Raw genomic sequence first — 26,078 nt, 5'->3', positions numbered from 1 at the left:
TAATGGATGGCCCGCCTAGTGCGGGCTAAAGGCCATGCTCGATATCACGCATAAACTCCGACTCCGGTGATAAGGCGCCCATCAGAGCCATACGGGCCGCAGGGCCGATAGCCTTCCTGCCAAACAACCCCGCACGCTTAGGGGTTGCGTAATCCTTCATCAGTGCCCAGAACGCAATCCGTTTGTTTGCATGCTCCCACACCTGCTGCGCTTGGGGTGTAGTTGCTCCGCCATGGTTGAGGGCGTCGTTGTAGATGCCGACCACCAAGCGCAGGTCATTCAGATATTGTTCCTGCTGGTCTGGGCTTTGGAGGCGGAGCGTCGCTGCAACATACTGGGGATCAAACTCCAGGCCGGTGGCCTTGCGCAAATCTTCAAAGAACAAAGGTTCGTCCATGGCAAGCCGCTCATAAGGAATGGTCTGCGCAACGCTAGTCGAGGCGCTTAGAAACCGCCATATCAAAATAGTGGCATGCTCGATAAGGTTGCGGTGCCAGAGCGGGGCACAAGCCCTGTGCACCGGACGTGCCGCGATGAACTGGCAAACGGCTCCAGCCCAATAAAATCAAGGCTTCTGGACTAATTGCCCGGTTCTTCGTTAGAATCTCTGCCCTTTTTTCGTAAACACGCTGTTGCGGATAACGCTATGTCGAGTCTGCAGCAGTGCCTGACGGAGGCGGTCAGCCTGTATAGCTGTCACGCCCGTGGCGACCATGCAAGACACATTACGTATCACCGAAGTCTTTTACTCGTTGCAGGGTGAAACGCGAACGGCTGGCTTGCCCACCGTGTTCGTGCGTTTGACCGGCTGCCCGCTGCGCTGCCAGTACTGCGACAGTGCCTATGCATTCAGTGGCGGCACACTGCGTACCCTCGACGACATTCTCGAGCAGGTCGCGGGTTTTCGTCCGCGCTATGTCTGCGTCACTGGGGGCGAACCGTTGGCTCAGCCCAACGCATTGCCTTTGCTTGAGCGCCTGTGCGATGCGGGCTACGAGGTTTCGCTGGAGACCAGCGGCGCGCTCGACATCTTGCGGGTGGACACGCGGGTCAGTCGCGTGGTCGACCTCAAGACCCCAGGTTCGGAAGAGGTTCACCGTAACCGCTACGAGAACATCGACCACCTGACGAGCAATGATCAGGTCAAGTTCGTCATATGCTCCCGCGAGGACTACGACTGGGCAGTGTCCAAGCTGATCCAGTACAACCTCGAAAGACGGGCAGGTGAAGTCCTGTTCTCGCCCAGCCACCATCAGGTGAGCGCCAGCGACCTGGCCGACTGGATCGTCGCCGACAACCTGCCCGTGCGTTTCCAGCTGCAACTGCACAAGTTGCTGTGGAACGACGAACCGGGCCGCTGATCAAGAGAGTGATGACATGACTGAAAAACGTGCGGTAATCCTGCTGTCTGGCGGCCTGGACTCGGCCACTGTGGTCGCCATGGCCAAGGCCGAGGGCTACAGTTGCTACACCATGAGCTTCGATTACGGCCAGCGCCACCGCGCCGAGCTCAACGCCGCTGCGCGGGTGGCTCGCGATCTGGGGGTGGTCGAGCACAAGGTCATTGGCTTGAATCTCGATGGTATTGGCGGTTCGGCCCTCACCGACAGCAGCATCGATGTGCCTGAAGCACCTACCGAGGGTATTCCGGTCACTTATGTACCGGCGCGCAACACCGTATTCCTGTCGTTGGCGCTGGGCTGGGCGGAAGTGCTGCACGCTCGTGACATCTTCATTGGCGTCAACGCTGTTGATTATTCGGGTTACCCCGATTGTCGCCCGGAGTTCGTCGAGGCCTTCGAGCGCATGGCCAACCTGGCTACCAAGGCGGGGGTGGAAGGGCAGGGGTTCCGCATCCAGGCGCCACTGCAGAACCTGAGCAAGGCGCAAATCGTCGAGGCCGGTATCGCCCGTGGGGTGGACTACAGTCTGACGGTTTCCTGCTATCAGGCAGATGATGATGGCCGCGCCTGTGGCAAATGCGACAGTTGCCGCCTGCGGGCAGAAGGCTTCAAGGCCGCAGGTGTGGCCGATCCGACACGCTATTTTTGAGAAATTTTCGATGGAGTGTTGATTTCCTCTGAGAAATCAGTAATATACGCGCCATCCAACGGGTCGTTAGCTCAGTTGGTAGAGCAGTTGGCTTTTAACCAATTGGTCGTAGGTTCGAATCCTACACGACCCACCATATTCACAGCGGTTCGCATGTATTGAACCACTGTACGAAAAGCCCGCCTTATGGCGGGCTTTTTCGTTTACGTCTCCGTGGTTCATGCCGGGTTCAACCAGCGTGTGCAGATCGTGGGAGCGTGACAACAAGCAAGCCTTGCAAATGACTTTAAAATGTTATGTTATAACTTTTATTGTAATCAGCTTTTTGTCGACACGAGTGCCCCTCCGCCATGGACAGACGCACCTTCCTGCAGCTGCTGTTTGCCGGCTGCACCTTGCCTGTCAGCCGCCTGGTGCTGGCCAATACCGCCGAGCAGGTTCGCGGTGCAGTATTGCGCCAGGCAGCAGAGGGTACGACCCTGCTGCTGGACCTCAGTGGCCCGATACCCGCCCGCACTTTCACCCTCGAAGCGCCACCGCGGCTGGTTCTTGACCTGCAAGGCGCGGGGCTGGCGACTTCGCTTGATGGGCTGGCCCTCAAGGGCACGCCAATCAAGGCAATTCGCAGTGCAGCGACTGCAGACGGCGGCTTGCGCATTGTGCTGGACCTGCGCTCACCGGGGATTTCCGGTGAGCTGCAGACGCTCGCCCGCGGTCGGCAGTTGGCCCTGCGTCTTGGCGGATTGCCAGTTGCGGCCGCAGTGCCGACGGGCAAGGCTGTCGGGAATATGGCGCCGCCGCAGGGGCGTGACCTGCTGATCGTCATCGACGCCGGTCACGGCGGCAAGGATCCAGGTGCTGTCGGCAGTGGCGGCGAGCAGGAAAAGCTCGTCGCACTGGCCATCGCCCGCCTGCTGGCGCGACGCATCGATGCGCAGAAGGGCTTCAAGGCGCGCCTGGTGCGCAATCAGGACGTGTTCATCCCGCTGCGCAAACGTGCCGAAATGGCCCAGCGGCTGAACGCCGACCTGTTCATTTCCGTGCATGCCGACGCCGCGCCGAGGCGCACCGCATCCGGTGCCTCGGTGTTCGCCCTGTCCGAGCATGGTGCCACCTCGACAGTGGCGCGCTGGATGGCACAACGCGAGAACGACGCCGATTTCGTCGGGGTGTCCAGCGTGTTGAAAAAGCCGCCCAAGGACCCGGTGGTGGCAGGCGTGCTGCTGGACATGTCGATGAACGCGACCATCTCCACCAGCCTGGACCTGGGGCATTCGGTGCTGGGCCAGCTCGAAGGCGTGGCCGGTCTGCACCAGGCCCGGGTGGAGCAGGCCGGTTTCGCGGTGCTCAAGTCGCCCAGCGTGCCTTCGATCCTGGTGGAGACTGGCTTCATGTCCAATGCCCGGGATTGCCAGCGGCTGCAGGATCCACGGCATCAGCGCAAGGTCGCCGAGGCGATTTTCGCCGGGCTCGACAAGCACTTTCGCAGGCGTGCACCCGATGGCAGCTACCTGGCCGCGCTTGCCGCGCATCGCCTAGCCGAGGCTGGCGTCCAAGGCTGAAGCTGGCCGCTTCGAGAACGCAGCGGGCTTGCGTATACTGTGCCGCTTCACGGTCCAGGGCTGAGCCTTGCGACCCGCTCACGCATCGCGCACAGAGGCTTGCCAGTACGATGACGCAAGGATGTACTTCCACCACCGAGGCTTCGGCACCGCTGATCTCGGTCGTCGCCCCCTGCTACAACGCCGAGAAGTACCTGGAGGCGGCCCTGGCGAGCATCTTTGCCCAGGACTACCCGAACTTCGAAGTCATCATCGTCGACGACGGCTCCAGCGACCGAAGCGTCGAGATGCTGCGCGCATTGCAATCGACCTACGATTTCACCCTGCTGACCCAGACCAACCAAGGGGTCAGCGGCGCGCTCAATACCGGTCTGCAGCATGCCCGCGGGGTCTATGTCTCGACCCCCGATCTCGACGACATCATGCTGCCGAACTCCCTGAGTGTTCGCGCCGCCTACCTGGATGCCCACCCGAAGGTCGGTTGTGTCGGTGCGTTGATCGTCTACATGGACACCGAAGGCTGTGACATCAAGACGCAGCAACGCACCGAGGTCAAGGTCTTCGATTTCGCCGAGATCCTGCGGGACGCAGTGGTGGTTGGCGCGCCTGGCTCGCTGTACCGGATGGAGGCGATGCGCGCGGCTGATTTCTACGATCCGGCCATCAAGGTCCAGGATTTCCAGATGACCTTGCGCATTGCCGCCCAGGGTTACGAGATCCACGAACTGCCGGTGTGCGTCACCCGCTACCGCCGCCACCCCAACAACCTGTCGCGCAAGTTCAAGGTGCTGCTGGAGGCTGATCTCAAGGCCATCGCGCCCTACCAGCAGTATCCGGGTTATGCCCGTGGGCGCTCGGTGCTGTTGCACAAGGCGCTCAAGTACGCCGTGGTTGCCGACAAGGCCTATGCCTGGGATCTGCTGCGCAGCATTCCCCTGCGCCACTACAACAAGACCACCCTCAAGCGCATCAAGCGCCTGATGTTCCACCGTTGATGCCGATCGAGGAGCGCCTGCCGTGAAATTCTTCAGGAACCTGGCCGAGCGCCGTGAACGCAAGCGTCTGCGGGCGATGGACAAGCTTGAGCGCGTATCTGAAAAAATCCGCATGCGTTATCCACGATACAGTGTTGGCGTGGGCAGTTATGGCGTGCCAGAGGTCACAGAGTTCGGTGAGGAATCTGTGTTGCGTATTGGCAGCTACAGCTCCATTGCCGCTGGCGTGCAGATTCTGCTGGGGGGCGAGCATCGCACCGATTGGGTCAGCAGCTATCCCTTTCCTGCCATGGTTGAAGGGCTGGAAGACATCACCGACTACGATCGCAGCAAGGGCGACGTGGTGATCGGCAGCGACTGCTGGATTTGCACCAACGCGGTGATCCTTTCCGGAGTCACCATTGGTCATGGCGCCATCGTTGCCGCCGGGGCGATGGTCACCCGCGATGTACCGCCGTTTGCCGTGGTCGGCGGCAACCCGTGCAAGTTCATCCGCTGGCGCTTCGACGAGCCGGTGCGCGAAGCCTTGCTGGAGGCGGCCTGGTGGGACTGGCCGATGGAAGAGGTCAAGCAGGTGGCGCGCATGCTCAGCAGCGCTGACCTGGACGCCTTCCTTGGCTACGCCAGAGCCCGTCAGGGCCGCTGAGGCCTCGTCAGTCGGGCGGCAGGTCGCGCAGTTCTGCGGGGCGCCGTTGCTCGGTCGTTGTGGTCTGCTCGGCCGTGTGATCAATGCGCAGCAAGCGCTTGCCCAGCGGCAGCGCCTGCTCGCCGACCAACATTCCCAAAAGCCCGACCAACGCGATGACCGGCGGTGCAGGGGAGCGCACGCCGGTCAGCGAATAGATCAGGCCCACCACCACGCCGATGCCAAGCGATAGCAGATAGGGCTTCATCAGCTCACCCCTGGTGGGCGGCGAACATGCTCTTCACATACTGGATGCCGACCCCGAAGGCGCCGCCGTATTGGCGTGCAACGCCCGTGGTGAGGTCGTAGGTTTCAGTACGCGCCCAGTCACGCTGCAGCTCCAGCAGGTAGGTCAGGGCGGTGATCGGCCGGGCGCCGGCCTGGATCATGCGCTGCACGGCGCGCTCGTGGGCTTCGGCGGTGCAGTCGCCGCAGGCGTCGGTGACCACGTAGACCTCGAAGCCCTGTTCGAGCGCCGACAGTACCGGACCGTTGCAGCATACCGACGTCCATAGCCCGCAGATCACCAGGCGTGGCTTGCCCACGGCGTTGATCCGGGCGACGAACTGCTCGTCTTCCCAGGCGTTGGACGTGGTGCGGTCGATGATTGCAGCCTCCGGAAAGGCCCTGCTGACCTCCTCGAACAGCGGGCCGGCGAACGACTCGCGGGAAATCGTCGAGATGATCGTCGGTACGCCAAAGCCCTTGGCCGTTTCGGCGAGGATGCCGGTATTGGCGCGCAGGTTGGTGATGTCGATCGACTTGGTGTTGAAGGCCATCTGTGACTGGTGATCGATCAGCACCAGGGCGTGGTCATCGGGGCTGAGCAGTGAGCGGGCGGGCTTGGCGGTAGCGTTGATAGTCATGGCGGGATCCTTCTGGCAGCAGGCTGCATGAGTACGTCGAAAGATCGGGAGGGCAGGGCCCCCTCGACGCCAGCGAGTCTAGAGCGCCATCTGCGCGAGCAGTGTGCATGCATGCACGGACGCTCGCGCAAGGGTGCACGGGGCTTCAGTCGAATCGCCCGCAGCCTTCGATGAAATCGCGCCGGGCGATGATGGCCTCGGCGCAATGCTGCATGAACGCGTGCACCCTGCCGGACTTGCGGATATCGGGATGGGTGAGGATCCACAGCTCATCGTAGACCTCCGGCTGCACCGGGCTCAGGCGCACCAGACCTGGCTGCAGGTCGCCATGCATGCAGGGAAGAAGGCCCACACCGATTCCTGCCGCGATGGCCGCGGCGACGCCTGCGACCGAGTCGCTGCGGTAGATCACCTGTTCGGCGGCCACGGTCTGCTCGACGAAATCGAACGCCCGCAGGCCCGACAATCCCTTGCCGTAGGAGACCCAGGGCATCCCCGCCAGTTCACGAGGCTGCGGCATCGGCAGTGGCTGTACAGGTTTGCGGCCATAGACCGCCCAGGCAATGGTTGCGACCTTGCGCCCGAACAGGTTTTCCGGTGGTGCGAGAGTGGCGGGAAAGGCGATATCGGACTCGCCCCTGGCCAGGTTCAGCGCAGAGTTGCCGACGCTCACCTCGATGCGGATCTGTGGGTTGGCGGTCTGGAAGCGGGCGACGATGGGGGTGAGGAAGTCCAGCAGCAGCGCATCGCTGGTGGTCATGCGCAGCTCGCCTTTAAGTCCTCGGGCGTGACCAGAGACGCGGCGGGCGACGCTGAGAATCTCCAGCTCAAGACGGCCAGCCAGGGCCACCAGTTCGCTGCCGGCATCCGTTGCGACATAGCCGCTGCGACGGCGGTCGAACAGGCATACGCCCAGACAGGTTTCCAGCGCTGTCAGGCGTCTGGAGACAGTGGAGTGGTTGACCTGCAGGGCAGTGGCGGCGGCCACCAGGTTACCGTGATCGGCAATGGCCTTGACGATGCGCAGGTCATCCCAGCAAAGCGTTTGCAACGGGTCGTTCATGGGCTCTTTGGCTCGGCTGAGGCGGCTTTGCCCGCAGAGTAGGCCCAGGCCCGCTACCGGGCAAGCCTACCGGCGTTAGGTCAGCTCGGCTCCGCTCCGCCTGTATCCGCGCCCTGGTCAGCGTTCGATCGAGCGACTCCAGCGCGCGTTCCACTGTGGCCGCTGCTGGTTGACCTCGTCCCAGTTCACCACCACGGCGCTCTGCTGGTACTGCTGCATCGCCTCGACCTGGCCGCGCGTGCGCTCGGTGGTCGGGGTCGTGGGGTTGGACGGAATCTGGTCGCCTTCCTCCAGCGCCGGGGCCTGGGCCGCAGGCGTCAGCAGGTAGGCGGCGAGCTTCTGCGCCAGCTCCGGCTGGTCGTTGTTGGCTACCACGCATTCGGCGAAATTCAGCACCACCGCTCCTTCCTTGGGCTGGGCGTAGGCCACCGGGATGCCCTTGGCCTGCAGGGTGGTGACCTGGGTGGGCGTCAGCGGGAACAGCGCGGCTTCGTCGGTCTGCACCATCTCGGAGATCTTCGCCGAACTGGCGATGTACTCCAGCACGTTTGGCCCGACCTGCTTGGGCCAGGCCTTGAAGCCCGGTTCGACGTTGCTTTCGTCTCCGCCCTGCAAACGGTTGTACATCAGGAAGCCATGCAGGCCGAAGGTCGAGGAGGCCAGCGACTGGAACACCAGTTTGTCCTTGAAGCGCGGGTCTTGCAGGTCGCCCCACGAGGTAGGTGCTGCCCAGCTGTTCTTCTCGAACAGCCGAGTGTTGTAGGCCAGCCCCGTGACCCCGAGGCTGACAGCTACGGCTTCTTCCTTGATACGTGCCTTCTGCGGAATCTGCGACAAGGCCTCGCTGGGCTGCAGCTTGCTGCACAGCCCCATCGAGATGGCCCGGTACATGATGCCGTCGTCGAGCATCACCACATGCATCTGCGGCTTCTTGCTGTTGGCCTGGACCTTGGCCAAATGGTCGGCCGAAGTACCGGGCACGATCACCACCTTGACGTTGTTCGCCTGCTCGAAGGCCGGCAGCACCTTGTCGGCGTAGGTACGCTCCATGGTGCCGCCGTTCATGCCCAGGTACAGGGTCGGGGTGGCGGCCTGCAGCGTGGGGCTGGCGGCGAGCATAGCCAGTGACAGGCAGGACAAGCCGGTGCCGAGAATACGTTTGACGTGCTTCATGAAAGCGACCTTCCTCTTAGTGGTTACAGGCCAGGTCGTGACGGACCTGGAAACGACGGATGGAAAATGCCTCGATCGGCTGGCGGCTGGCGCCGTCGCAGACCAGCTCGGCCAGCGCCTCGCCGACTGCCGGGCCGATCTGGAAGCCTGCACCGGCAAAGCCGAAGCCATGCAGCAGACCGGGTTGGGTGGTGCTGGCGCCGATCACCGGCTCGTGGTCGGGCAGGTAGCCCTCGGTGCCGCTCCAGGTGCGGATCGCCTGGGCACCGGCCAGAAACGGGTAGAGGTCGACGGCGTTGCGCAGGATCGCCAGCACCGCCGATTGCCCTGGGCGGGCGCGGTAGGCGTCCAGGGCGAAGCCACGCCCACCACCGAGCACGCAATTGCCGCGGGCGACCTGGCGGGCATAGATGCCGCCGCCCTCGACACCGGTGCTGGCATTCATCACCCAGGGCAAGGGTTCGGTGACCAGCATCGCCGGGTGGCCAGACTCCATCGGTACCGGCTCGCCGAACTGCGCCGCCAGGTCGGCGGCCCAGGCACCGGCACAATTGAGTAGCCACGGCGCGCGCAGGCGCAGACCGCTCTGGGTGTGCAGGATGAAGCGCTGGCCATCGTGCTCGACACGGCTGTCGCCGGCCTGCTCGATGACCCGTGCGCCTTTCTGGCGGGCGGCGCGGGCGAATGCGGGGGAGACCAGGCGCGGGTTGGCGTGGCCATCGTCGGCGCAGTACGAAGCGCCGACGGCGATCTCGCCGACCCAGGGGTAGCGGGCGCGCAAGGTGGTGCGGTCGAGTAGTTGCAGGTCCAGGCCGTGGTCGCGGCTGGCCGCTTCATAGCGTTGCAGCGCGACGAAGTCGGCCTCGCTGCGCGCCAGTTTCAGGTGCCCGGAGCGCAAGTATTCGCCATCGATGCCGATCAGCGCAGGCAGTTCGCCCCAGATCTGGTGTGCCCGCTGCGACAATGGCAATTGTGCCAGGCTGCGCCCCTGGCGGCGCACACCGCCGTAGTTGACGCCGCTGGACTGGGCGCCGCAGAAGCCGCGTTCCAGCAAGGTCAGCGAACGGCCACGTCGGGCCAGGGCAAGCGCTGCCGAGGCGCCAACGATACCGGCCCCCATGACGATCACCTCCGAGTCGATCCACGGGCTCATGCGTCATGCTCCACGCCGAAGGGCAGGGGTTTGATCGGTGCCTGGGCGCGCAGGCGGCCGACCTCGTGCAGGGCCTTGCCACTGCAACTGGCGATGATTTCCGCAGCTGCCGCGCCGCACATGCGGCCCTGGCAGCGGCCCATGCCGACCCGGCAGTGAGCCTTGACCCGGTTGATCTCCCAGTGGCCTTCGCCGACCACGGCGCGCAACTCACCGACGCTGATCTCTTCGCAGCGGCACACCACCAGATCGTCCGCTGCCTGTTCGGCCCAACGCTCGGGGAAGGGAAAGGCGGCTTCCAGCCCTTCACGGAAACGGCCAATGCGTGTCAGGCGTTTTTCCAGGGTGCGGCAGCGCTGGAGATCGACGCTTTGGCCGAGGTCCTGCAGCAGCGCCAGGGCGGCGCGTTCGCCTGCCATCTCGGCGGCGTCGGCGCCCATGATCCCGGCGCCGTCGCCGGCCAGGTAGACATCATGCTGGCTGCTGCGCCCGGCCTCGTCGCGGCGCGGCAACCAGGCGCGGTTGAGCGAATTCCAGTCGAATGCACAGCCGAGCAGGTCGGCCAGTTGCGTTTCGCTGCGCAGCGCATGGGCGAAGGCCAGCGCATCGCATTCGGTGTCATGAAGCTGGTCGCCCTTGCGCCATATTGCTCGTTGCACCTGTTGCCCGCCTTCGATGCGTTCCAGCGTCGCGCCTTGGTGCACCGGCACGCCATGGGCGCTGAGCCAGGCGCGGTAGTACAGGCCCTTGCCCAGGGTTGCCGGTTGCTCCAGCAGTTCAGGCAGGGCGCGGCACTGGGCGCTGAAGGGCGCGCTGTCGAGCACGCCGAGGACCTTGGCACCGGCCTTGGCGTACTGGTAGGCCACCAGGTAAAGCAATGGCCCGCTGCCGCAAAACAGCACGCGCTCGCCAATGGCGCAGCCCTGATGCTTGAGCGCGATCTGCGCAGCCCCCAGGGTGTAGACCCCAGGCAGCGTCCAGCCCGGCACCGGCAGCACCCGATCGGTGGCGCCAGTGGCGATGATCAGGCGCTGGTAGGGCAGGTGCGCGGCATGGCCGTCGCGCAGGGTGTCCAGGGCGCCGTGTTCGGCGTTCCACACCAGGGTGCCGGGGCGATAGTCGATGTGCCCGGCGAGTTGTTCGAGGGTCTGGTGCAGCGCGCTGGCCTTGCGAGCCTCGAAGCCGTAGAGCTGGCGCGCCGGTCGCGTGAAGTTGGCCGGTTGGCGACGATAGATCTGCCCGCCGCCCTGGCTGGCTTCGTCGATCAGAACCGGACGCACACCGTGCTCCACCAGCGTCTGCGCGGCACGGATCCCGGCGGGGCCGGCTCCGACGATCACTACGGCGCTCATGGCCGGCGCCCCGGTTCGCGCAGCACCTGCTGGCCGGCTTCCAGCGCGGTGGCGCAGGCGCGGACGCGGCGGCCATCACCCAACCGCACCCAGCAGTCCTGGCAGGCACCCATCAGGCAGAACCCGGCGCGCGGCTCGGCGCTGAAGTCGCTGCCGCGCAGGTGTGCACCGCTGGTCAACACGGCGGTCAGCAGGGTGTCGCCGAGCAAGCCACTGGCCGGCTCGCCGTCGAGGGTGAATTCCAGCACCGGGCGCTGGCGCTCGGCGAGGCGTTTGAACAAGGCCATGTCAGTGTTTCCCTACCAGGACCCGATCCAGGCCATAGACCCGGTCGAGCAGAATCATGGTCACCGCCGTCAGGGCGATCACCAGGGCCGACACCGCAGCCATCATCGGATCGATGGATTCGGTGGCGTAGACGTACATCTTCACCGGCAGGGTCTGAGTGGCCGGCGAGGTGACGAAGATCGACAGGGTCACCTCATCGAAGCTGTTGATGAACGCCAGCAGCCAGCCGCCGGCGATACCGGGCAGGATCATCGGCAGGGTGATCTTGCGAAACAGCGTGAAGCGGCTTGCACCCAGCGATTCGGCGGCCTGCTCGGCGCTGCGGTCGACGCCGATGGCGGCGGCGATCACCAGGCGCAGCACGTACGGCGTGATCACCACTGTGTGCGCCAGCACCAGCCAGGTGAAGCTGCCGTTGACCCCGAGCAGGGCGAACAGGCGCAGCAGCGCCACCCCCAGCACCAGGTGCGGAATGATGATCGGCGACAGGAACAGCACATTGAGAAAGTCGCGCCCCGGGAACTGCAGGCGCGTGATCGCAAGCCCTGCCGGCACCGCGATCAGCGTCGCCAGGCTGGCGGCAAGGAACGCCAGTTGCAGGCTGTTGTTGAAGGCTTCGAGGAAGTCGGCGCGCTCGAACACCGCTTCGAACCAGCGCAGCGAGAACCCCGCCGTGGGCAGGCTCAAGGTGTTTTCCGGGGTGAATGCCACCAGGCACACCACCACCAGCGGTGCGAGCATGAAGACCACCACCAGGCTGTGGAAGGTCAGGGCCAGAGGACCGTTCTTGGACATGAGTTACCCCAGCGATTTCTTGTAGCGGCGTTCGATCATGCGGTTCCACGACAGCATGATCAGCAGGTTGACCAGCAGCAGGGCGATGGCGATGGCCGCGCCCATGGGCCAGTTCAGGTCGGCCAGGTACTGGTCGTAGACCAGCGTGGCGACCATCTTCAGTCGACGGCCACCGAGCAGGCCGGGGATGGCGAAGGAGCTGGCGGCCAGGCCGAAGACGATCAGCGTGCCGGACAGCACCCCTGGCATCACCTGCGGCAGCACCACCAGGCGCATGACCTTGGCTTGGCTGGCCCCCAGTGACAGCGCGGCCTGTTCGGCGGCCGGGTCGAGCTTCTGCAGGCTGGTCCAGACCGGGATGATCATGAACGGCAGCATTACGTGGACCAGCGCGATGATCACCGCGAACGGGGTGTACAACAGCTTCATCGGCGCGCCACCCAGGGCCTGGATGGCGTGGTTGACCAGCCCATCGGCGCCCAGCAACAGGCTCCAGCCGAAGGCACGCACCACCACCGAGATCAGCAGCGGGGTGAGGATCACCACCAGGAAGATCGAGCGCCACGGGCTGCCCATGCGGCTGAGGATGTAGGCCTCGGGTACACCGATCACCACGCACAGCAGGGTGACCAGGGCGCTGATCCAGAAGGTGCGCCAGAAGATTTCGAGGAAGTAGCTGTCGCCGAGCAGGGCCAGGTAGTGCTCGAAGGTCCAGTGGTCGGCACGGATGCCGACTTCGTAGTCGAACACATTGAACGACAGCACCAGGGTCAGCAGCAGCGGCACGATCAGCAGTGCGGCGAACAGTGCCAGCGCTGGTGCCGACAGCAGGTAGCCGCGCAGGTCACGGTGTTGCCTGGCGCAGGTGGCGGGGGCAGGCACGGCGCTGGTCATGCGCTCACCTCTTCGGCAGCGAGCACCCGCAGCAGCTCGGGCTGCCAGTCCAGGCCAACATCGACACCTTCGCCCAGCGGGGCGCTGCCATCGTTGCGACGCACCACGGTCAGCTCGCCCAGCGGCGTACCGATGCGGTACAGCCATTGGCTGCCAAGGAAGTAGCGGGTCAGGATGCGGCCTTGCAGGCGACCAACACCGTTGTCGAGCAGGTCGATCTTTTCCGGGCGCAGGCTCAGGGTCAGGCTGGCGTCGCGGCAGTGGTGCACCTGCGGCAGGCCTGCGCCGTCCAGCTCGCCGGGCAACAGGTTGGCCTTGCCGACGAAGTCGGAGATGAAGCGGGTGCGCGGGTGTTCGTAGAGGCGATATGGCTCGTCGACCTGGGTGACGCGTCCGGCCTGCATCACCACCACGCGGTCGCTGATCGACAGGGCTTCGGCCTGGTCGTGGGTGACCATCAGCGTGGTGATGCCGACTTCGCTCTGGATCCTGCGGATCTCGAACTGCATCTCCTCGCGCAGGTTGGCGTCGAGGTTCGACAGTGGCTCGTCGAGCAGCAGCACCGGTGGCTCGATCACCAGCGCCCGGGCCAGGGCCACGCGCTGGCGCTGGCCACCGGACAGTTCGCGTGGGTAGCGTTCGGCGTACCGGTCCAGGCGCACCAGTGTCAGTACCTCGGTCACCTTGCGGCGAATCTCGGCTTCAGGCTGCTTGCGCATGCGCAGGCCGAAGGCGACGTTGTCGGCCACGGTCATGTGCGGGAACAGGGCGTAACTCTGGAACACCACGCCCAGGCCACGACTGCTGGGCTTGGTGTGGGTGATGTCGCGTCCGTCGAGCAGGATGCGGCCGCTGCTGACGTCGACGAAGCCGGCGATCATCTGCAGGGTGGTGGTCTTGCCGCAGCCTGAAGGCCCGAGCAAGGAAACGAACTCGCCTTGTTCGATGGCGAGGTTGGTGGCGACCACGGCGTCGATCGCGCCGTAGCGTTTGCAAAGATTGTCCAGCTGCAGAAAGGCCATGACTGCGTTCCACCTGTCTTTTGTCGCGTGTCGGGCACGCTTGTTGTTGGGGCAGATGCAAGGAGGCAAATCGAGGACCGATGAATACTCACAAGGCCACCGGTGTGTTGTTCGATTTGTCCCGGTGGACGCAGAGTAGGCGCAAGCCTAGGATGGCCTCAATGGCGAATTTCACTGAGTCGAGTACTATTTTCAGTTTTATTCGTTCAGTGAAATTCAGATAAGGAAAATCACAAATTGAATTCCGATAAACGAAATCAGGAAGAGCCAGGCGTCAGTGTGGTCTCGCGTTTGTTCGCGGTATTGAGGGTGTTGGGCGAGGCGCCGGTGGAGGGCATGCGGGTGATCGAGCTGGCCGAGCAGGTGGGCCTGTCCCAGCCAACCGTGCACCGGCTGGTGCGCAGCCTGGTGGATGAAGGCATGGTCGAGCAGGAGGCGCGCAGCAAGCGTTATCGCCTGAGCCTGGCGTTCTTTGCCCTGGCGGCGCGGGCAGGCAACAGCGGTAACCTGCGCGATCTGGTGCGACCCAGCTTGCTGCGCCTGTCGGCTTCGCTGGGTGACTCGCTGTTTCTGCTGGCGCGCAGCGGCTTCGATGCAGTGTGTCTGGATCGCAGCGAAGGGCCGTATCCGATCCGTACCTTCACCGGCGATATCGGTGGGCGTGTGGCGCTGGGCGTGGGGCAGGGGAGCCTGGCGATCCTGGCGTTCCTGCCGGAGGAGGAGCGCGAGGCGGTGATTCGCAACAACCTGCCGCGGCTACGGGATTTCCATCTGTACGACGAGGTGTTCCTGCGCGCGGAGGTGGAGAACGTGCGGCGCCAGGGGTATGCCGCGCGCAACACCGGCGTGTTGCCAGGCATGGCCGGGCTGGCGGTGCCGATCCTCGATGGCAATGGCCATGCCGTGGCGGCGTTGAGCGTGGCGACCATCAGCGACCGGCTGGGGCCGGAGCGCCTGCCGATGGTGGTCGAGTTGCTCAAGCGCGAAACGGCGGCGATCGGGCCGAGGATCAATCCGTTCGACCCGACCCTGCGGCATCCTTCGCGAGTGTTTGGGGAGTGAACACCGCAGTAGCGCCGATCAGGTCCTGAACTGTTCCATCAGCGCCTGCTGTTGATTGGCCAGCCGGTTGAGCGCCTGGCTGATCCGCGCCGACTCTTCGGCCTGCCCTGACAACGACTCGGTCACATCGCGAATACCCGCCACGTTGCGGTTCACCTCTTCGGCCACCGCGCTCTGTTCCTCGGCCGCCGAGGCGATCTGCAGGTTCATGTCGCTGATCACCGCCACCGCCTCGCCGATCCGTTGCAGCGCTGGCAGCGCCTGGTCCATGCGCTGGGCATTGTCCTGGGCCTGGCGTTGGCCGGCCTGCATGGCATCGACCACATCCCGCGTGCCTTGCTGCAAGCCTTCGATCACCACGCGGATCTCCTCCACCGACACCTGGGTGCGCTGGGCCAGGTTGCGCACCTCGTCGGCGACCACGGCAAAACCGCGCCCGGCTTCGCCTGCACGGGCGGCCTCGATGGCGGCGTTGAGCGCCAGCAGGTTGGTCTGCTCGGCGATGGCGCGGATCACCTCCAGTACAGAGCCGATCTGCTCGCTGCGCCCGGCCAGCGAACGGGCTTCGTCCACGGCCGCATCCATGCCCGCGGCCAGGTTGGCGATGGTCTGGCGGGTGCTGGCGATCAGTTGCAGGCCCTCCTGGCTGGCCTGGTCGGCACCCCGCGCCGCCTCGGCAGCCTGCGAAGCGTTGTGGGCGACATCCTGCGCCGTGGCGCTCATCTCGTTGGCGGCGGTGGCCACCTGCTCGATCTCGCGATGTTGCAACTGCATGCCGGCACTGGTCTGGCTGGCGATGGCGGCCGACTGGTCAGCCGTGCCGCGTGCTTCGTGCAGCGACGCCTTGACCTGGGCGATCACCGGCTGGAGCTTGTCGAGGAAGCGGTTGAACCAGCCTGTCAGTTGGCCCAGTTCGTCGTCGCGGGCGTAGTCCAGGCGACGGGTCAGATCGCCCTCGCCGCTGGCGATATCGCGCAAGCGTTCGGCCACGGCAAGGATCGGCCGTGTTACGCCGCGCGCGGTCAGCCACACCAGCAGCAGGCCAAACACGGCGGCGACCAGGCCGATCAGCAGGCTGCTGAGGTTTGCCTGCTGGTTGTGTGCGTCCAGGCGCTGGTTGACCGCCACGGCAGGGGCGCGCAGCACCGCTTCCGGCACTTCCAGCAGCACCTGCCATGGCGCGGCGTCGGGGATCGGTGCGAACGGGTGGGCAACGCGCAGCATCCCGCCTTCCTGGCGCTCGACCGGCTGGCCGGCACGCATCGGTGCCAGCAGTTCGCGTACCGCCTCACCCAGCGCCTGCTCCAGGGGCTTGCTCAACTGGCTGGCGTCCTGGCTGTGTCCGGCCAGCAGGCCGACAGGGCTGACGATGCTGACCTGGCCCTGGCCTTCGAACAGCTCCTGTCGCCCGGCCAGGCTCAGTTGCTGCAGGTTGTCCAGGCCAATGTCCAGGCCGAGCACGCCGATCACCTTGCCGTTTTCCAGCAATGGCAGCGCGATGCTGGTCATCAGTACCTGACGGCCGTTGACTTCGTCGAAGTACGGGTCGAGCACACAGGCCTTGGCCGTTTCCAGCGGGCAGGTCAGCCAGCGGTTGTAGGCTGAGCCGTTGGCGCCGATGCTGGTGTCGGCCAGCATCGATTCGGGCATCGCTTCGGAGGCGACCTCGCCGGAGTCTTCGCGTGACCAGTACAGCGAGAAGCGCCCTTGCTCGTTGCTGCCCAACTCGGCCTGCCCCCTGAAACGCGCGTCCTGATGCTCCAGAGCGTCCGGTTGAAATACCAGGTAGAGGCCGATCAGGTCGGGGTTGCCTGCCAGCGCGGCACCGGCTTCCTTGACCAGGTCGCTGCGCAATTGGTCACCGCCGCGTGCCCTGAGCACCTGCACCAGGCGGGCGAAACCGTTGCCGTACTGATAGGCGTCCATGAAATAGCGCTGGATGCGCAGCGACTGGGTCTCGGCGTGGGCCTGCAGGCGTAGCCGTGCGCTCTGGTCGAGCAACTCGGTGTTGGCAGTGAACACCTGTTCGGCGCTGCGCCGGGACTGGATCAGCGAAGTGGCTACCAGCAAGGCGACCACCGCCAGCAGACACAGGCCGGCAAGCAGGGTGATTTTCCACTGGATGGAGAGACGGCGCAGCGACATGGAGCTTTTCCTTCTCGATCAAGACAACGCCCGCGTTCAGGCGCGGGCGTTGTCGGCAGGATGGGTCATTCGGCCACGTAGCTTGGCGGGGCGACGCGGAACGCCTTGGTCAGCCAGGCCAGGTACAGCACGCCGCACAAGGCCCAGGCGCCGCCGAACGCCAGCGAGTGCTCGTCCAGGTCGATCCACAGTACGGCGATGATGCAAAAGCCTATCGTCGGCAGCACCAGATACTTGAGGTTGTTGGTCAGGCCCTTGTTGCGCCGCTCGCGAACATAGCAATGGTTGATGACCGACAGGTTGACGAAGCTGAAGGCCATCAGTGCGCCGAAGTTGATCACCGAGGTGGCGGTCACGAGGTCGAAGAAGATCGCCGACAGGGCGACCACACCCACCACCACGATGTTCAGCACCGGTGTGCGATAGCGCGGGTGCAGACGGGCGAACAGGCGGGCCGGGATCACTTTGTCGCGGCCCATCACGAACAGCAGGCGGGACACGCTCGCCTGGGACGCCAGGCCCGAGGCGATGGTGTTGATCACCGTGCAGGCGATGAATACCGACTGGAACAGCTTGCCACCGACGTACAGGGCGATTTCCGGCAGGGCGGCTTCATGATCCTGGAAGCGGTCCATGGTCGGAAAGTACGCCTGGATGAAGAACGACATGACTATGAACACCACGCCGCCGATCAGGGCGATCAGGAAGATCGCGCGCGGGATGGTGCGCGCCGGGTCGCGGGTTTCTTCTGACAGGCAGGTGACGGCGTCGAAGCCCAGGAACGAGAAGCACAGGATGGTTGCGCCGGCGACCAGTGCACTGAACTGCGTCTGTTCATCGGCGAACGGCATCAACGTCCAGGCCGTGCCCAGCCCTTCGCCCTGGTGCAGGCCGCGCACGCAGAGGTAGACGAACACGGCCATGATCGCGATCTGCACCGCCACGAACAGGGTATTGAAGTTGGCCACCAGGTTGATGCTGCGCATGTTGACCAGGCTGATCAGGGTGACGAAGGCCACCACCCACACCCATGCCGGCACCTCGGGGAACATCGCCGACAGGTACAGCTTGGCCAACAGGGCGTTGACCATCGGCAGCAACAGGTAGTCGAGCAGCGACGACCAGCCGACCAGGAAACCTATGTGCGGGTTGATCGCACGTTGCGTGTAGGTGTAGGCCGATCCCGACTCCGGGAAACGCCGCACCAGCGTGCCGTAGCTCACGGCGGTGAACAGGATGCCCAGCAGGGCCAGGATGTAGGCGCTGGGCACGTGACCGGCGGTGATGCCGGAGACGATGCCGAAGGTATCGAAGACGGTCATTGGCGCGATGTACGCCAGGCCGATGATCACAACCTGCCAGAGGCGCAGGGACTTGCGAAACTGCTCGTGACGGCTGGCAGGGTGCTCAGGCTGCATGCTGGCACTCCCGGCGATGACGGGACGAGGCGGGCGACGGGCACGGCAAGGTCGGGCGGATGAGCTCCATGTTGTTCACCTTTTATAGCGGAGCGAAGGTTCGCGCGTGGGCGCGGGAGTCAGTACGGGCGAGGCCGGCGAAACGGCGGCGCCTGGGGGCAGGGGCGGACAGGCATGATGGCGGCGCGGTCTTTTTTTTGGTGTGTAGGGCGCGGAGCAAGGTGGGGAAAATAAAAGACGATTGGACGGTTGGGTGTCAAGTTAAACATGACAGATTGATATATTTTCAGGTTTTTATCGGCTTTTTATCCACTCTTAAACCCTGTTATATGATTTTTACAGTAAAAACCAGATTTTTGTGTTCGTAAAATTTTACGATCTTTGTAGTGGGTCATGCCTCTTGTAGCGGTTTGATCAGTGAGGACAGATGTGCTCTGTGCAGCTGTCACCTGTCGGCAGTTGTAGGACGCGTCGCAAGTGCAGGAAAATCTCCCGGGCGAACACCGCGGCCGGCAAGCGACAGTGCTACGCTTGGCACCCCCGGTCGCGTGCTTCGCGCCACCATCAGCCCTATGGACAGCAATCGGTTCTATTCATGAAGAAATCAGTAGGCATCCTTTCCGGCCTGGCCGTCGCCATCGCCGTCGTCACCACTGCCGGTGCCTGGTACACCGGCAAACAGCTGCCGACGGAACTGGAGCAGTCCATCGCCCGCGGCAACGCGGAGTTGCAGAAGGCGCTGGTCGGTACGGGTGGCACCATGACCATCGAGTTGGTCTCGCTTGACCAGCACCTGTTCACCAGCGACGCGCAGTACCGGCTCAAGGCCAACGACCTGCGCCTCGGCGAGGGTGAGCCGGTGAGCTTCGAGGTCGGTGTGATCGACCATATCGAGCATGGCCCTTTCCCTTGGTCGCGGGTCAAGGCGCTCAAGCTGCTGCCGGTGATGGCGGTCAGCAACAGCCAGTTGCAGAAGGATGACGGCACCGCATCGTGGTTCGCCGCTGCAGGCGACACGTCGCCGGTGGTTGGTCAGGTCAGCCTGGGCTATGGCGGTGGCGTCGAGAGCGACATCCGGCTGGCGCCGGTGAAGCTGGACGAAGGTGATGGCAATGTCCTCGACTTCGCGGGCATGCAACTGGTGCTCAAAGGGGATCGTGAAGGCAAGGCGGTGGAAATCCACGGCAATGCCGAGCGCCTGGACATGACCCTGGTCGGTGATGATCATCCACCGGTCAAGTTGCAGTTCAACGGCTTCAAGATCGGTGGCGAGCTGACCAGTACCGGCCACGACATGATCTATGTCGGCCACCTGAACCTGCTGCTGGCCGATCTGCAAGCCACGCTCGGACCGAAGCAGGACGTGCTGGTGCTCAAGGGGCTGGAGCAGAACAGCCTGTACAGCGCCGAGGGCCAGGACAAGCTGGGTGGGCGCCTGGAGTACAAGGTGTCCGACATCACCTACGCCGGTCGCGCAGTGGGCAGCGGGCAGATGGTGCTGAGCATGAAGTCGGTGAACATGCCGGCCACTCAGGCACTGCTGGAGTGGTACCAGACCAAGGCGCCCGAGCTGCAGGAGGCCGCTGCCCGCGGCGAGGCGGTGCCGTCGCTGAACATGAGCCCCGAGGAGACCGCCAAGGTCCAGGGCGACCTGCAGAAATTGCTGGCCGACAAGCCGCAACTGGCGGTGGAAGACCTGTCGTTCAAGACGGCCAATGGCCAGAGCCACTTCAACCTGTCGCTGGACTTCGCCAATCCGACCTCCTTCGACCTGCCGCCGGACCGGTTCGCCAAGCAGCTGATCACGCGCCTGCAGGGCAAGCTGTCGGTGTCCAAGCCAATGGTCGTGGATCTGGTGACGTTGCAAGCGTTGCTCGATGGCCAGAATGATCCTCAGGCCATTGCCCAGCAAGCCGGTCAGGCAGGCAACATGTTCGGCGTGATGGCGCTGCAGAGTGGGATGGCGCTGGAAGAGGGCAGCGATATCGTGTCGAAGCTGAACTATGCCGATGGGATGGTCGACTTCAACGGCAAGAAGATGACTGTCGAAGAGTTTGCCATGCTGATGAGCATGCACCTGGCAGCCTTGTCGCCGCAGGGCTGACGATTCCCGAGAGGGCTTCGCGGGTAGGCCCGTTCCTGCAGTGTCAATGCACCTGTGGGGACGGGTTCCTCCGTGAACGCCCCATCCCTTTCAAAAACCCTTTTGCATTCCCCCGATTGCCTGTAGCCTTCGCCGTCCGATAATAATCCGCGCCCGCAGATGGGCCGCGATGGCCCGCCACTGCCGGCCATCCGGCACCATTAGCCGATCTGCCAGGGCCGGGTGGTACACTCGACTGACGCGCACGCAGGTCCAGCGATCATGACCCAGATTTCCGAACGTCTCCTGGTTCAAGCCCACCTTGACGCCAAGCAGCCCCATCCGCTGACGCCCGCGCAGGAGGCCGATTACCGTGCGGCCATCGCTGCCGAGCTCAAGGCACAGAACGCGGTTCTGGTTGCCCACTTCTACTGCGATCCGGTGATCCAGGCCCTGGCCGAGGAGACCGGTGGTTGCGTTTCCGACTCCCTCGAAATGGCCCGCTTCGGCAAGAACCATCCGGCTGACACCGTGGTGGTCGCTGGTGTGCGTTTCATGGGCGAGACCGCGAAGATCCTTACCCCGGAAAAGCGCATCCTGATGCCGACCCTGGAAGCTACCTGCTCCCTTGACCTGGGCTGCCCGGTAGAGGAGTTCTCGGCGTTCTGCGACCAGCACCCGGAGCGTACCGTGGTGGTTTATGCCAACACCTCGGCGGCGGTAAAGGCGCGTGCCGACTGGGTGGTGACTTCCAGCTGCGCGCTGGAGATCGTCGAGACCCTGATGGATAACGGCGAGACCATCATCTGGGGCCCGGACCAGCACCTGGGCCGTTACATCCAGAAGAAAACCGGCGCCGACATGTTGCTGTGGGATGGTGCCTGCATCGTTCACGAAGAGTTCAAGTCGCGCCAGTTGGCCGACATGAAGGCGTTGTATCCGGATGCCGCGATCCTGGTGCACCCGGAGTCGCCGGAGTCGGTGATCGAACTGGCCGATGCCGTGGGTTCGACCAGCCAGCTGATCAAGGCTGCGCAGACGCTGCCCAACAAGACCTTCATCGTCGCCACCGACCGCGGCATCTTCTACAAGATGCAGCAGCTGTGTCCGGACAAGGTGTTCGTCGAAGCGCCGACCGCCGGCAATGGCGCCGCCTGCCGCAGTTGCGCGCACTGCCCGTGGATGGCGATGAACACGCTGGAGCGCACGCTGGATTGCCTGCGCAAGGGCAGCAATGAAATCTTCGTCGAGCCGGCGCTGATTCCGCGGGCGATCAAGCCACTGAACCGGATGCTGGACTTTACCCAGGCGGCGCGTCTCAAGCTCTCCGGCAACGCCTGACTCCAGACCGCCGCTCCCTCAGTGAGTGATGCCCTCGCTCGCTGTGGGAGCGGGCTCGTCCCGCGATTGGGGCGCGTAGCGGCCCCTGTCCATATCAGCGCATCATGTCCTTGACCATCCGCTGCTGTTCCATGATCTCCCGCTGGCGCTGGTCGATCTGCGACGCCAGTGGGAAGTTGCTTCCCGCCCGGCGCTTGGCGTAGTCCAACTGCTGGATCGCCTGGTCGAAATCACCCACCAGCGTGAAGTACTCAGCTCGTGCCCGGTGCAGGCCAATCGTGTTGCCCGACAGGCCGCGCACCTCGGCCACCTCATACCAGACATCCGGATCGTCTGGCCGGTTTTTCACCAGGTCATCCAGCACCTTTTCCGCCTCGGCCGGCTTGCTCTGCTTGACCAGCAGGTCGGCGCTCACCTGCTTGAGCGGGTAGTTGCCCGGATACAGCCCCTGCATGCGGGTGACTCGCTGCTGGGCATCGGCCAGGCGATTGTTGGTGATGTCCAGGTCGATCTGCGCCAGGTTGTAGGTGATGTCGTTGGGCGCCTTGGCCAACAGCGGCTTGAGGTTTTCCCGTGCCTCGTTCAACTGGCCACCCTTGATCTGCGCCAGGGCCAGGCCGTAGCGGGCCGCGTCAATGTTGGGGTTTTCGTCGAGCTGGGCACGGAAACGCTTGGCGGCAAGGCCAGGTGTGCCTTCATAGGTGAGGGCAACACGGGCACGGATCAGTTGGTAGCGCAGGCTGTCCTCGACACCGCCCTTGGGCGCCTGTTCTGCGCGGTTGCGGGTGTCGGCGATACGCGATTCGGTGACCGGGTGGGTCAGCAGGAATTCCGGTGGCTTGGCGTCATAGCGATACTGGCGGGCCAGGCGCTCGAACATGCTCGGCATGTTGCGCGGGTCGTAGCCGGCCTTTTCCAGGTTGAGGATGCCGATGCGGTCGGCCTCCTGCTCGTTCTGCCGCGAGAAACGTCGTTGCTCCTGCAGGGCCGCGGCCTGGGTGCCGGCGATCACGCCGATCCCGGCATCGCCACCGCCGCCGGCGGCCAGTACGATACCGGCCAGCAGCGCCGCCATCATCGGCAGTTGCATACGCTGCTGGGCCTCGACACCGCGAGCGAAGTGGCGCTGCGACAAGTGCGCCAGTTCGTGGGCCAGCACCGAGGCGTACTCGCCTTCGGTCTGAGCGTTGAGGAACAGGCCGCCGTTGACCCCGACGATGCCGCCGGGCGCGGCGAAGGCGTTGAGTTCGCGGCTGTCGATCAGGATGAATTCCAGGCGTCGGTCCTGCAACTGGCTGGTCTCGGCCAGTTTGTACACGCTGGTCTCGACGTAGTCCTTGAGCTGCGGGTCATTGAGCTGGTTGACCTGCCCGCGCAGCAGGCTCAGCCAGGCACGGCCCAGATCGTGCTCCTGTTTCGGCGAGACGATCGCAGAGCTGGCATCCCCCAGCGACGGCAGGTCGTCGGCGTGGCCAGGAAAGGCCATCAGGCAGGCCAGCGTCAGCAGGGTGGGGCGCAGTAGATTCATGCACGAAGCTCGCGTCGATCAAAAACCCTTACTGTAGCCCGCTCGCACCTTGGCGACCAGTGGCGGTATCCTACCGACATCGTCTGCAACACCTTGTTGCGCCCGCCATGGAGACCCCTGATGATCGACACCCCGACCTGCGATGCTGAGCTCGATGCCAGCGGGCTGAACTGCCCACTGCCGCTGCTCAAGGCGAAAATGGAGCTCAATCGCCTGGCCAGCGGCGCGGTCCTCAAAGTGGTGGCCACCGATGCCGGCTCGCAGCGTGACTTTCGCACTTTTGCCCAGCTTGCCGGTCATACGCTGCTTCGCGAAACGGCCGAGTCAGGGATCTACACCTATTGGCTGCGCAAGGCCTGAGTCTTCTTTCCCAAGGATCGTCAATGTTCAAAGTGCTTCGCGATTGGATGCAGCGCTACTTTTCCGATGAGGAAGCGGTGGTGCTGGCGGTCCTGCTGTTCCTGGGCTTCACCGTGGTACTCACGCTCGGTGGCATGCTCGCGCCGGTGCTGGCGGGCATGGTCCTGGCGTTTCTCATGCAGGGGCTGGTCAACGCTCTGGAGCGCTTCAAGGTGCCGACGCGCATGGCGGTGTGGCTGGTGTTCGCCCTCTTCATGGGGGCGCTCGGAGTGTTCCTGGTGGTGCTGGTGCCGCTGCTGTGGCACCAGTTGATCACACTGTTCAACGAGTTGCCGGGCATGCTTGGTAAATGGCAATCGCTGTTGTTGCTGCTGCCCGAGCGCTATCCGCACCTGGTTTCGGACGAGCAGGTGCTGCGCGCTATCGAGTCGGTGCGCGGTGAAATCGGCAAGTTCGGCCAGTGGGCGCTGACGTTCTCGCTCTCCAGTCTGCCGCTGCTGGTCAACGCGATGATCTACCTGGTGCTGGTGCCGATCCTGGTGTTCTTCTTCCTCAAGGACCGCGAGATGATCGCCCGTTGGGTCAGCGGCTACCTCCCGCGTGAGCGCAGGTTGCTGACTCGCGTGGGCGACGAGATGAATCGGCAGATCGCCAACTACATCCGCGGCAAGGGCATCGAGATCCTGATTTGCGGGATCGCCACCTATATCGCTTTCATCAGCCTGGGGCTCAACTACGCGGCCCTGCTGGCGCTGCTGGTGGGGTTGTCGGTGGTGGTGCCCTACGTGGGGGCGGTGGTGGTGACCGTGCCTGTGACCCTGATCGCGCTGTTCCAGTGGGGCTGGGGTGATCAGTTCATCTATCTGATGGCGGTGTACGCGATCATCCAGGCGCTGGATGGCAACGTGTTGGTGCCGCTGCTGTTCTCGGAGGCGGTAAGCCTGCACCCGGTGGCAATCATCTGCGCGGTGCTGCTGTTCGGTGGGCTGTGGGGGTTCTGGGGGATCTTCTTCGCCATTCCCCTGGCGACGCTGTTCAAGGCGGTGCTCGATGCCTGGCCGAGGCAGGAGCCTACGGTGGCGCCACTACTGTAGGGGCATAGCGTTCTTATTCGCGGGCAAGTCGGAACGCCGAACTTGCCCGCGAAGCAATTCAAGGTGATATCAGGCCTTGTTCAGGGCCTGGGCTGCCGCCAGCACCGCATCCACATGCCCGGGCACCTTCACCCCGCGCCATTCCTGGCGCAGCACACCGTCCTTGTCGATCAGGAAGGTGCTGCGGTCCACGCCCAGGTATTCCTTGCCATACAGCTTTTTCAGCTTGATCACGTCGAACAGCTGGCACAGCGCCTCGTCCTTGTCGCTGATCAGCTCGAAGGTGAAGCCCTGCTTGGCCTTGAAGTTTTCGTGCGACTTGATGCCGTCACGCGAGACGCCCAGCACCACGGTGTTGGCAGCCTTGAAGGCTTCGTGCTGGTCACGGAAACCCTGGCCCTGGGTGGTGCAGCCCGGCGTGCTGTCCTTCGGGTAGAAGTACAGCACCACCTGCTGACCCTTGAGCGCGGACAGGCTGATGGTCTGGCCGCTGGTGGCCTGGGCATGGAAGTCGGCAACGGGTTGGTCGATGGCAACGGCCATGGGAGCTCCTTAGACAGGGTTCTGTGGGCGCCAGGGTTCGATCAGGGCGTCCAGGTTCAGGGCGTCGGCGAAATCCAGGAACTGGTCGCGCAGCCAGCTGATCTGGGTGCCGGCCGGCAGGATCACGGTGAACTGGGCGTTGAGCATGCTGCTGCCAGTCTGCGGGGCGAGGTAGGTGTCGCAGGTCATCCCGTCGAGCTCGACGCGGTGGTCGAGGAAGAACTGGCACAGCTCGTTGATGATGTCCGGGCGATAGGCGGCGCTGACGTAGGCCACATAGGGCAGGGCCTGTGGGCGAACCTCCTGCTCGGCGCTGCGCACCACATCGAGGGTCAGGCCGTGCTTCTTGCCAAGGCCGGGCAGGGTGGTCTCAAGACGGGCCAGGGCATCCCAGCTGCCACCGACCTGCAGTACCAGGGCGCTGGTTTCGCCGTGGCGCGACAGGCGCGAGGTGACGACCGCGCAGCGGTTTTCGAAGGCCGCGCGGCTGAGGACGTTGGCAAGCTCCATGGGATTGGGGCCCAAGGCACTGATGACGAGGAATTGTTCGCGGGGGGCGGTGGACATGCAGCATTCCTAAAGCGATGAGCGGTCGGCGAAGGAC

Annotated in this window: 25 protein-coding genes, 1 tRNA gene and 2 pseudogenes; 11 read left to right on the top strand and 17 right to left on the bottom strand. The window is 64.2% G+C overall.

Annotation, left to right across the window (positions count from 1 at the left end; all coding sequences use genetic code 11):
* Positions 1-25: 25 nt before the first annotated feature.
* Positions 26-397, bottom strand: coding sequence for a hypothetical protein (locus IAE40_RS08395; protein WP_200603006.1), 372 nt, complete (start codon positions 395-397; stop codon positions 26-28).
* Between the two features lie 316 nt (positions 398-713).
* Between IAE40_RS08395 and queE the strand changes: the two genes are divergently transcribed.
* The 6 genes from queE to IAE40_RS08365 all read left to right on the top strand — a co-directional run bounded on the left by queE (position 714) and on the right by IAE40_RS08365 (position 5,255).
* Entirely contained in the window at positions 714-1,361 is a 648-nt protein-coding gene (gene queE / locus IAE40_RS08390; RefSeq protein ID WP_200603005.1) for a 7-carboxy-7-deazaguanine synthase QueE, read from the top strand.
* Positions 1,362-1,377: 16 nt separating this feature from the next.
* Complete coding sequence (gene queC / locus IAE40_RS08385; protein ID WP_153773377.1) at positions 1,378-2,052, top strand: 7-cyano-7-deazaguanine synthase QueC; 675 nt, start codon at positions 1,378-1,380, stop codon at positions 2,050-2,052.
* Positions 2,053-2,112: 60 nt separating this feature from the next.
* Positions 2,113-2,188: transfer RNA gene (locus tag IAE40_RS08380), tRNA-Lys, on the top strand.
* Between the two features lie 214 nt (positions 2,189-2,402).
* Positions 2,403-3,614 (top strand): N-acetylmuramoyl-L-alanine amidase, encoded by a 1,212-nt coding sequence (locus IAE40_RS08375; RefSeq protein WP_200603004.1) that lies wholly within the window; start codon positions 2,403-2,405, stop codon positions 3,612-3,614.
* A gap of 110 nt (positions 3,615-3,724) precedes the next feature.
* Positions 3,725-4,609, top strand: coding sequence for a glycosyltransferase family 2 protein (locus tag IAE40_RS08370; RefSeq protein WP_200603003.1), 885 nt, complete (start codon positions 3,725-3,727; stop codon positions 4,607-4,609).
* A gap of 76 nt (positions 4,610-4,685) precedes the next feature.
* Positions 4,686-5,255 carry a CatB-related O-acetyltransferase gene (locus IAE40_RS08365; protein WP_197890745.1) on the top strand — a complete coding sequence of 190 codons (570 nt, stop codon included), beginning with the start codon at positions 4,686-4,688 and terminating at the stop codon, positions 5,253-5,255.
* A gap of 7 nt (positions 5,256-5,262) precedes the next feature.
* Here IAE40_RS08365 and IAE40_RS08360 read toward each other — a convergent pair whose 3' ends face one another.
* From IAE40_RS08360 to IAE40_RS08315, 10 genes are all read right to left on the bottom strand, one after another.
* Positions 5,263-5,502 carry a DUF1427 family protein gene (locus IAE40_RS08360; RefSeq protein WP_054890987.1) on the bottom strand — a complete coding sequence of 80 codons (240 nt, stop codon included), beginning with the start codon at positions 5,500-5,502 and terminating at the stop codon, positions 5,263-5,265.
* 4 nt (positions 5,503-5,506) lie between these two features.
* Positions 5,507-6,160 carry a hydrolase gene (locus tag IAE40_RS08355; protein WP_153773374.1) on the bottom strand — a complete coding sequence of 218 codons (654 nt, stop codon included), beginning with the start codon at positions 6,158-6,160 and terminating at the stop codon, positions 5,507-5,509.
* A gap of 145 nt (positions 6,161-6,305) precedes the next feature.
* Positions 6,306-7,223 carry a LysR family transcriptional regulator gene (locus IAE40_RS08350; protein WP_200603002.1) on the bottom strand — a complete coding sequence of 306 codons (918 nt, stop codon included), beginning with the start codon at positions 7,221-7,223 and terminating at the stop codon, positions 6,306-6,308.
* Between the two features lie 117 nt (positions 7,224-7,340).
* On the bottom strand, positions 7,341-8,396 hold the full coding sequence (locus tag IAE40_RS08345) for an ABC transporter substrate-binding protein (protein ID WP_200603001.1): 1,056 nt from the start codon (positions 8,394-8,396) through the stop codon (positions 7,341-7,343).
* Positions 8,397-8,412: 16 nt separating this feature from the next.
* Complete coding sequence (locus IAE40_RS08340) at positions 8,413-9,549, bottom strand: NAD(P)/FAD-dependent oxidoreductase (RefSeq protein WP_200603000.1); 1,137 nt, start codon at positions 9,547-9,549, stop codon at positions 8,413-8,415.
* Entirely contained in the window at positions 9,546-10,901 is a 1,356-nt protein-coding gene (locus tag IAE40_RS08335) for an FAD/NAD(P)-dependent oxidoreductase (RefSeq protein WP_200602999.1), read from the bottom strand. The genes IAE40_RS08340 and IAE40_RS08335 overlap by 4 nt, the downstream gene beginning before the upstream one ends.
* On the bottom strand, positions 10,898-11,188 hold the full coding sequence (locus IAE40_RS08330; RefSeq protein WP_063545869.1) for a (2Fe-2S)-binding protein: 291 nt from the start codon (positions 11,186-11,188) through the stop codon (positions 10,898-10,900). The genes IAE40_RS08335 and IAE40_RS08330 overlap by 4 nt, the downstream gene beginning before the upstream one ends.
* 1 nt (position 11,189) lies before the next feature.
* Positions 11,190-11,984 (bottom strand): ABC transporter permease, encoded by a 795-nt coding sequence (locus IAE40_RS08325; protein ID WP_054890980.1) that lies wholly within the window; start codon positions 11,982-11,984, stop codon positions 11,190-11,192.
* A 3-nt stretch (positions 11,985-11,987) separates the two neighbouring features.
* A complete protein-coding gene (locus tag IAE40_RS08320) occupies positions 11,988-12,878 on the bottom strand; it encodes an ABC transporter permease (RefSeq protein ID WP_200602998.1) in 891 nt (296 codons plus the stop codon).
* Entirely contained in the window at positions 12,875-13,900 is a 1,026-nt protein-coding gene (locus IAE40_RS08315) for an ABC transporter ATP-binding protein (protein ID WP_200602997.1), read from the bottom strand. The genes IAE40_RS08320 and IAE40_RS08315 overlap by 4 nt, the downstream gene beginning before the upstream one ends.
* Before the next feature lie 237 nt (positions 13,901-14,137).
* Here IAE40_RS08315 and IAE40_RS08310 point away from each other — a divergent pair, with 237 nt between their 5' ends.
* Positions 14,138-14,962, top strand: coding sequence for an IclR family transcriptional regulator (locus IAE40_RS08310; protein WP_063545865.1), 825 nt, complete (start codon positions 14,138-14,140; stop codon positions 14,960-14,962).
* Positions 14,963-14,980: 18 nt separating this feature from the next.
* On the opposite strand, the pseudogene IAE40_RS26050 reads toward IAE40_RS08310, so the two are convergent.
* The 3 genes and pseudogenes from IAE40_RS26050 to IAE40_RS08300 all read right to left on the bottom strand — a co-directional run.
* Positions 14,981-15,493 (bottom strand): annotated as a pseudogene (locus IAE40_RS26050) (methyl-accepting chemotaxis protein); the annotation flags it as partial.
* A gap of 345 nt (positions 15,494-15,838) precedes the next feature.
* Positions 15,839-16,888: pseudogene (locus tag IAE40_RS26045) on the bottom strand (PDC sensor domain-containing protein); the annotation flags it as partial.
* 284 nt (positions 16,889-17,172) lie between these two features.
* Positions 17,173-18,525: an APC family permease gene (locus tag IAE40_RS08300; protein WP_200602995.1), complete on the bottom strand. Its 1,353-nt coding sequence runs from the start codon at positions 18,523-18,525 to the stop codon at positions 17,173-17,175.
* Positions 18,526-19,120: 595 nt separating this feature from the next.
* Between IAE40_RS08300 and IAE40_RS08295 the strand changes: the two genes are divergently transcribed.
* Together IAE40_RS08295 and nadA are read left to right on the top strand one after the other, a co-directional pair.
* Positions 19,121-20,629, top strand: coding sequence for a YdgA family protein (locus tag IAE40_RS08295; RefSeq protein WP_200602994.1), 1,509 nt, complete (start codon positions 19,121-19,123; stop codon positions 20,627-20,629).
* 261 nt (positions 20,630-20,890) lie between these two features.
* A complete protein-coding gene (gene nadA, locus IAE40_RS08290) occupies positions 20,891-21,949 on the top strand; it encodes a quinolinate synthase NadA (RefSeq protein WP_200602993.1) in 1,059 nt (352 codons plus the stop codon).
* A gap of 94 nt (positions 21,950-22,043) precedes the next feature.
* Here nadA and IAE40_RS08285 read toward each other — a convergent pair whose 3' ends face one another.
* Positions 22,044-23,477: a M48 family metalloprotease gene (locus IAE40_RS08285; RefSeq protein ID WP_200602992.1), complete on the bottom strand. Its 1,434-nt coding sequence runs from the start codon at positions 23,475-23,477 to the stop codon at positions 22,044-22,046.
* A 120-nt stretch (positions 23,478-23,597) separates the two neighbouring features.
* Here IAE40_RS08285 and IAE40_RS08280 point away from each other — a divergent pair, with 120 nt between their 5' ends.
* Together IAE40_RS08280 and IAE40_RS08275 are read left to right on the top strand one after the other, a co-directional pair.
* Complete coding sequence (locus IAE40_RS08280; protein WP_054890970.1) at positions 23,598-23,837, top strand: sulfurtransferase TusA family protein; 240 nt, start codon at positions 23,598-23,600, stop codon at positions 23,835-23,837.
* A gap of 23 nt (positions 23,838-23,860) precedes the next feature.
* Positions 23,861-24,931, top strand: a complete 1,071-nt coding sequence (locus IAE40_RS08275; protein ID WP_054890969.1) for an AI-2E family transporter — start codon at positions 23,861-23,863, stop codon at positions 24,929-24,931.
* A gap of 69 nt (positions 24,932-25,000) precedes the next feature.
* Here IAE40_RS08275 and IAE40_RS08270 read toward each other — a convergent pair whose 3' ends face one another.
* Both IAE40_RS08270 and IAE40_RS08265 read right to left on the bottom strand, forming a co-directional pair.
* Positions 25,001-25,474, bottom strand: coding sequence for a peroxiredoxin (locus tag IAE40_RS08270; protein ID WP_200602991.1), 474 nt, complete (start codon positions 25,472-25,474; stop codon positions 25,001-25,003).
* Positions 25,475-25,483: 9 nt separating this feature from the next.
* Complete coding sequence (locus IAE40_RS08265) at positions 25,484-26,041, bottom strand: glycine cleavage system protein R (protein ID WP_054890967.1); 558 nt, start codon at positions 26,039-26,041, stop codon at positions 25,484-25,486.
* Positions 26,042-26,078: the final 37 nt, after the last annotated feature.

Origin of the sequence: Pseudomonas sp. S44, from assembly GCF_016624805.1 — a bacterium.
In the GTDB taxonomy this organism is placed as follows: Bacteria; Pseudomonadota; Gammaproteobacteria; order Pseudomonadales; family Pseudomonadaceae; genus Aquipseudomonas; species Aquipseudomonas machongensis.
Note: the sequence above shows the minus strand (reverse complement) of the source record. Positions and strands in the feature narration are given on the sequence as shown.

Coding starts and splice junctions, on each gene's coding strand:
- IAE40_RS08365 (WP_197890745.1), top strand. CDS start 4,686: ATGGACAAGCTTGAGCGCGTATCTGAAAAAATCCGCATGCGTTATCCA.
- IAE40_RS08320 (WP_200602998.1), bottom strand. CDS start 12,878: ATGACCAGCGCCGTGCCTGCCCCCGCCACCTGCGCCAGGCAACACCGT.
- IAE40_RS08265 (WP_054890967.1), bottom strand. CDS start 26,041: ATGTCCACCGCCCCCCGCGAACAATTCCTCGTCATCAGTGCCTTGGGC.
- IAE40_RS08335 (WP_200602999.1), bottom strand. CDS start 10,901: ATGAGCGCCGTAGTGATCGTCGGAGCCGGCCCCGCCGGGATCCGTGCC.
- IAE40_RS08300 (WP_200602995.1), bottom strand. CDS start 18,525: ATGCAGCCTGAGCACCCTGCCAGCCGTCACGAGCAGTTTCGCAAGTCC.
- IAE40_RS08270 (WP_200602991.1), bottom strand. CDS start 25,474: ATGGCCGTTGCCATCGACCAACCCGTTGCCGACTTCCATGCCCAGGCC.
- IAE40_RS08330 (WP_063545869.1), bottom strand. CDS start 11,188: ATGGCCTTGTTCAAACGCCTCGCCGAGCGCCAGCGCCCGGTGCTGGAA.
- IAE40_RS08360 (WP_054890987.1), bottom strand. CDS start 5,502: ATGAAGCCCTATCTGCTATCGCTTGGCATCGGCGTGGTGGTGGGCCTG.
- nadA (WP_200602993.1), top strand. CDS start 20,891: ATGACCCAGATTTCCGAACGTCTCCTGGTTCAAGCCCACCTTGACGCC.
- IAE40_RS08280 (WP_054890970.1), top strand. CDS start 23,598: ATGATCGACACCCCGACCTGCGATGCTGAGCTCGATGCCAGCGGGCTG.
- IAE40_RS08375 (WP_200603004.1), top strand. CDS start 2,403: ATGGACAGACGCACCTTCCTGCAGCTGCTGTTTGCCGGCTGCACCTTG.
- IAE40_RS08285 (WP_200602992.1), bottom strand. CDS start 23,477: ATGAATCTACTGCGCCCCACCCTGCTGACGCTGGCCTGCCTGATGGCC.
- IAE40_RS08355 (WP_153773374.1), bottom strand. CDS start 6,160: ATGACTATCAACGCTACCGCCAAGCCCGCCCGCTCACTGCTCAGCCCC.
- IAE40_RS08350 (WP_200603002.1), bottom strand. CDS start 7,223: ATGAACGACCCGTTGCAAACGCTTTGCTGGGATGACCTGCGCATCGTC.
- IAE40_RS08275 (WP_054890969.1), top strand. CDS start 23,861: ATGTTCAAAGTGCTTCGCGATTGGATGCAGCGCTACTTTTCCGATGAG.
- queC (WP_153773377.1), top strand. CDS start 1,378: ATGACTGAAAAACGTGCGGTAATCCTGCTGTCTGGCGGCCTGGACTCG.
- IAE40_RS08340 (WP_200603000.1), bottom strand. CDS start 9,549: ATGAGCCCGTGGATCGACTCGGAGGTGATCGTCATGGGGGCCGGTATC.
- IAE40_RS08345 (WP_200603001.1), bottom strand. CDS start 8,396: ATGAAGCACGTCAAACGTATTCTCGGCACCGGCTTGTCCTGCCTGTCA.
- IAE40_RS08395 (WP_200603006.1), bottom strand. CDS start 397: ATGGACGAACCTTTGTTCTTTGAAGATTTGCGCAAGGCCACCGGCCTG.
- IAE40_RS08315 (WP_200602997.1), bottom strand. CDS start 13,900: ATGGCCTTTCTGCAGCTGGACAATCTTTGCAAACGCTACGGCGCGATC.
- queE (WP_200603005.1), top strand. CDS start 714: ATGCAAGACACATTACGTATCACCGAAGTCTTTTACTCGTTGCAGGGT.
- IAE40_RS08325 (WP_054890980.1), bottom strand. CDS start 11,984: ATGTCCAAGAACGGTCCTCTGGCCCTGACCTTCCACAGCCTGGTGGTG.
- IAE40_RS08295 (WP_200602994.1), top strand. CDS start 19,121: ATGAAGAAATCAGTAGGCATCCTTTCCGGCCTGGCCGTCGCCATCGCC.
- IAE40_RS08370 (WP_200603003.1), top strand. CDS start 3,725: ATGACGCAAGGATGTACTTCCACCACCGAGGCTTCGGCACCGCTGATC.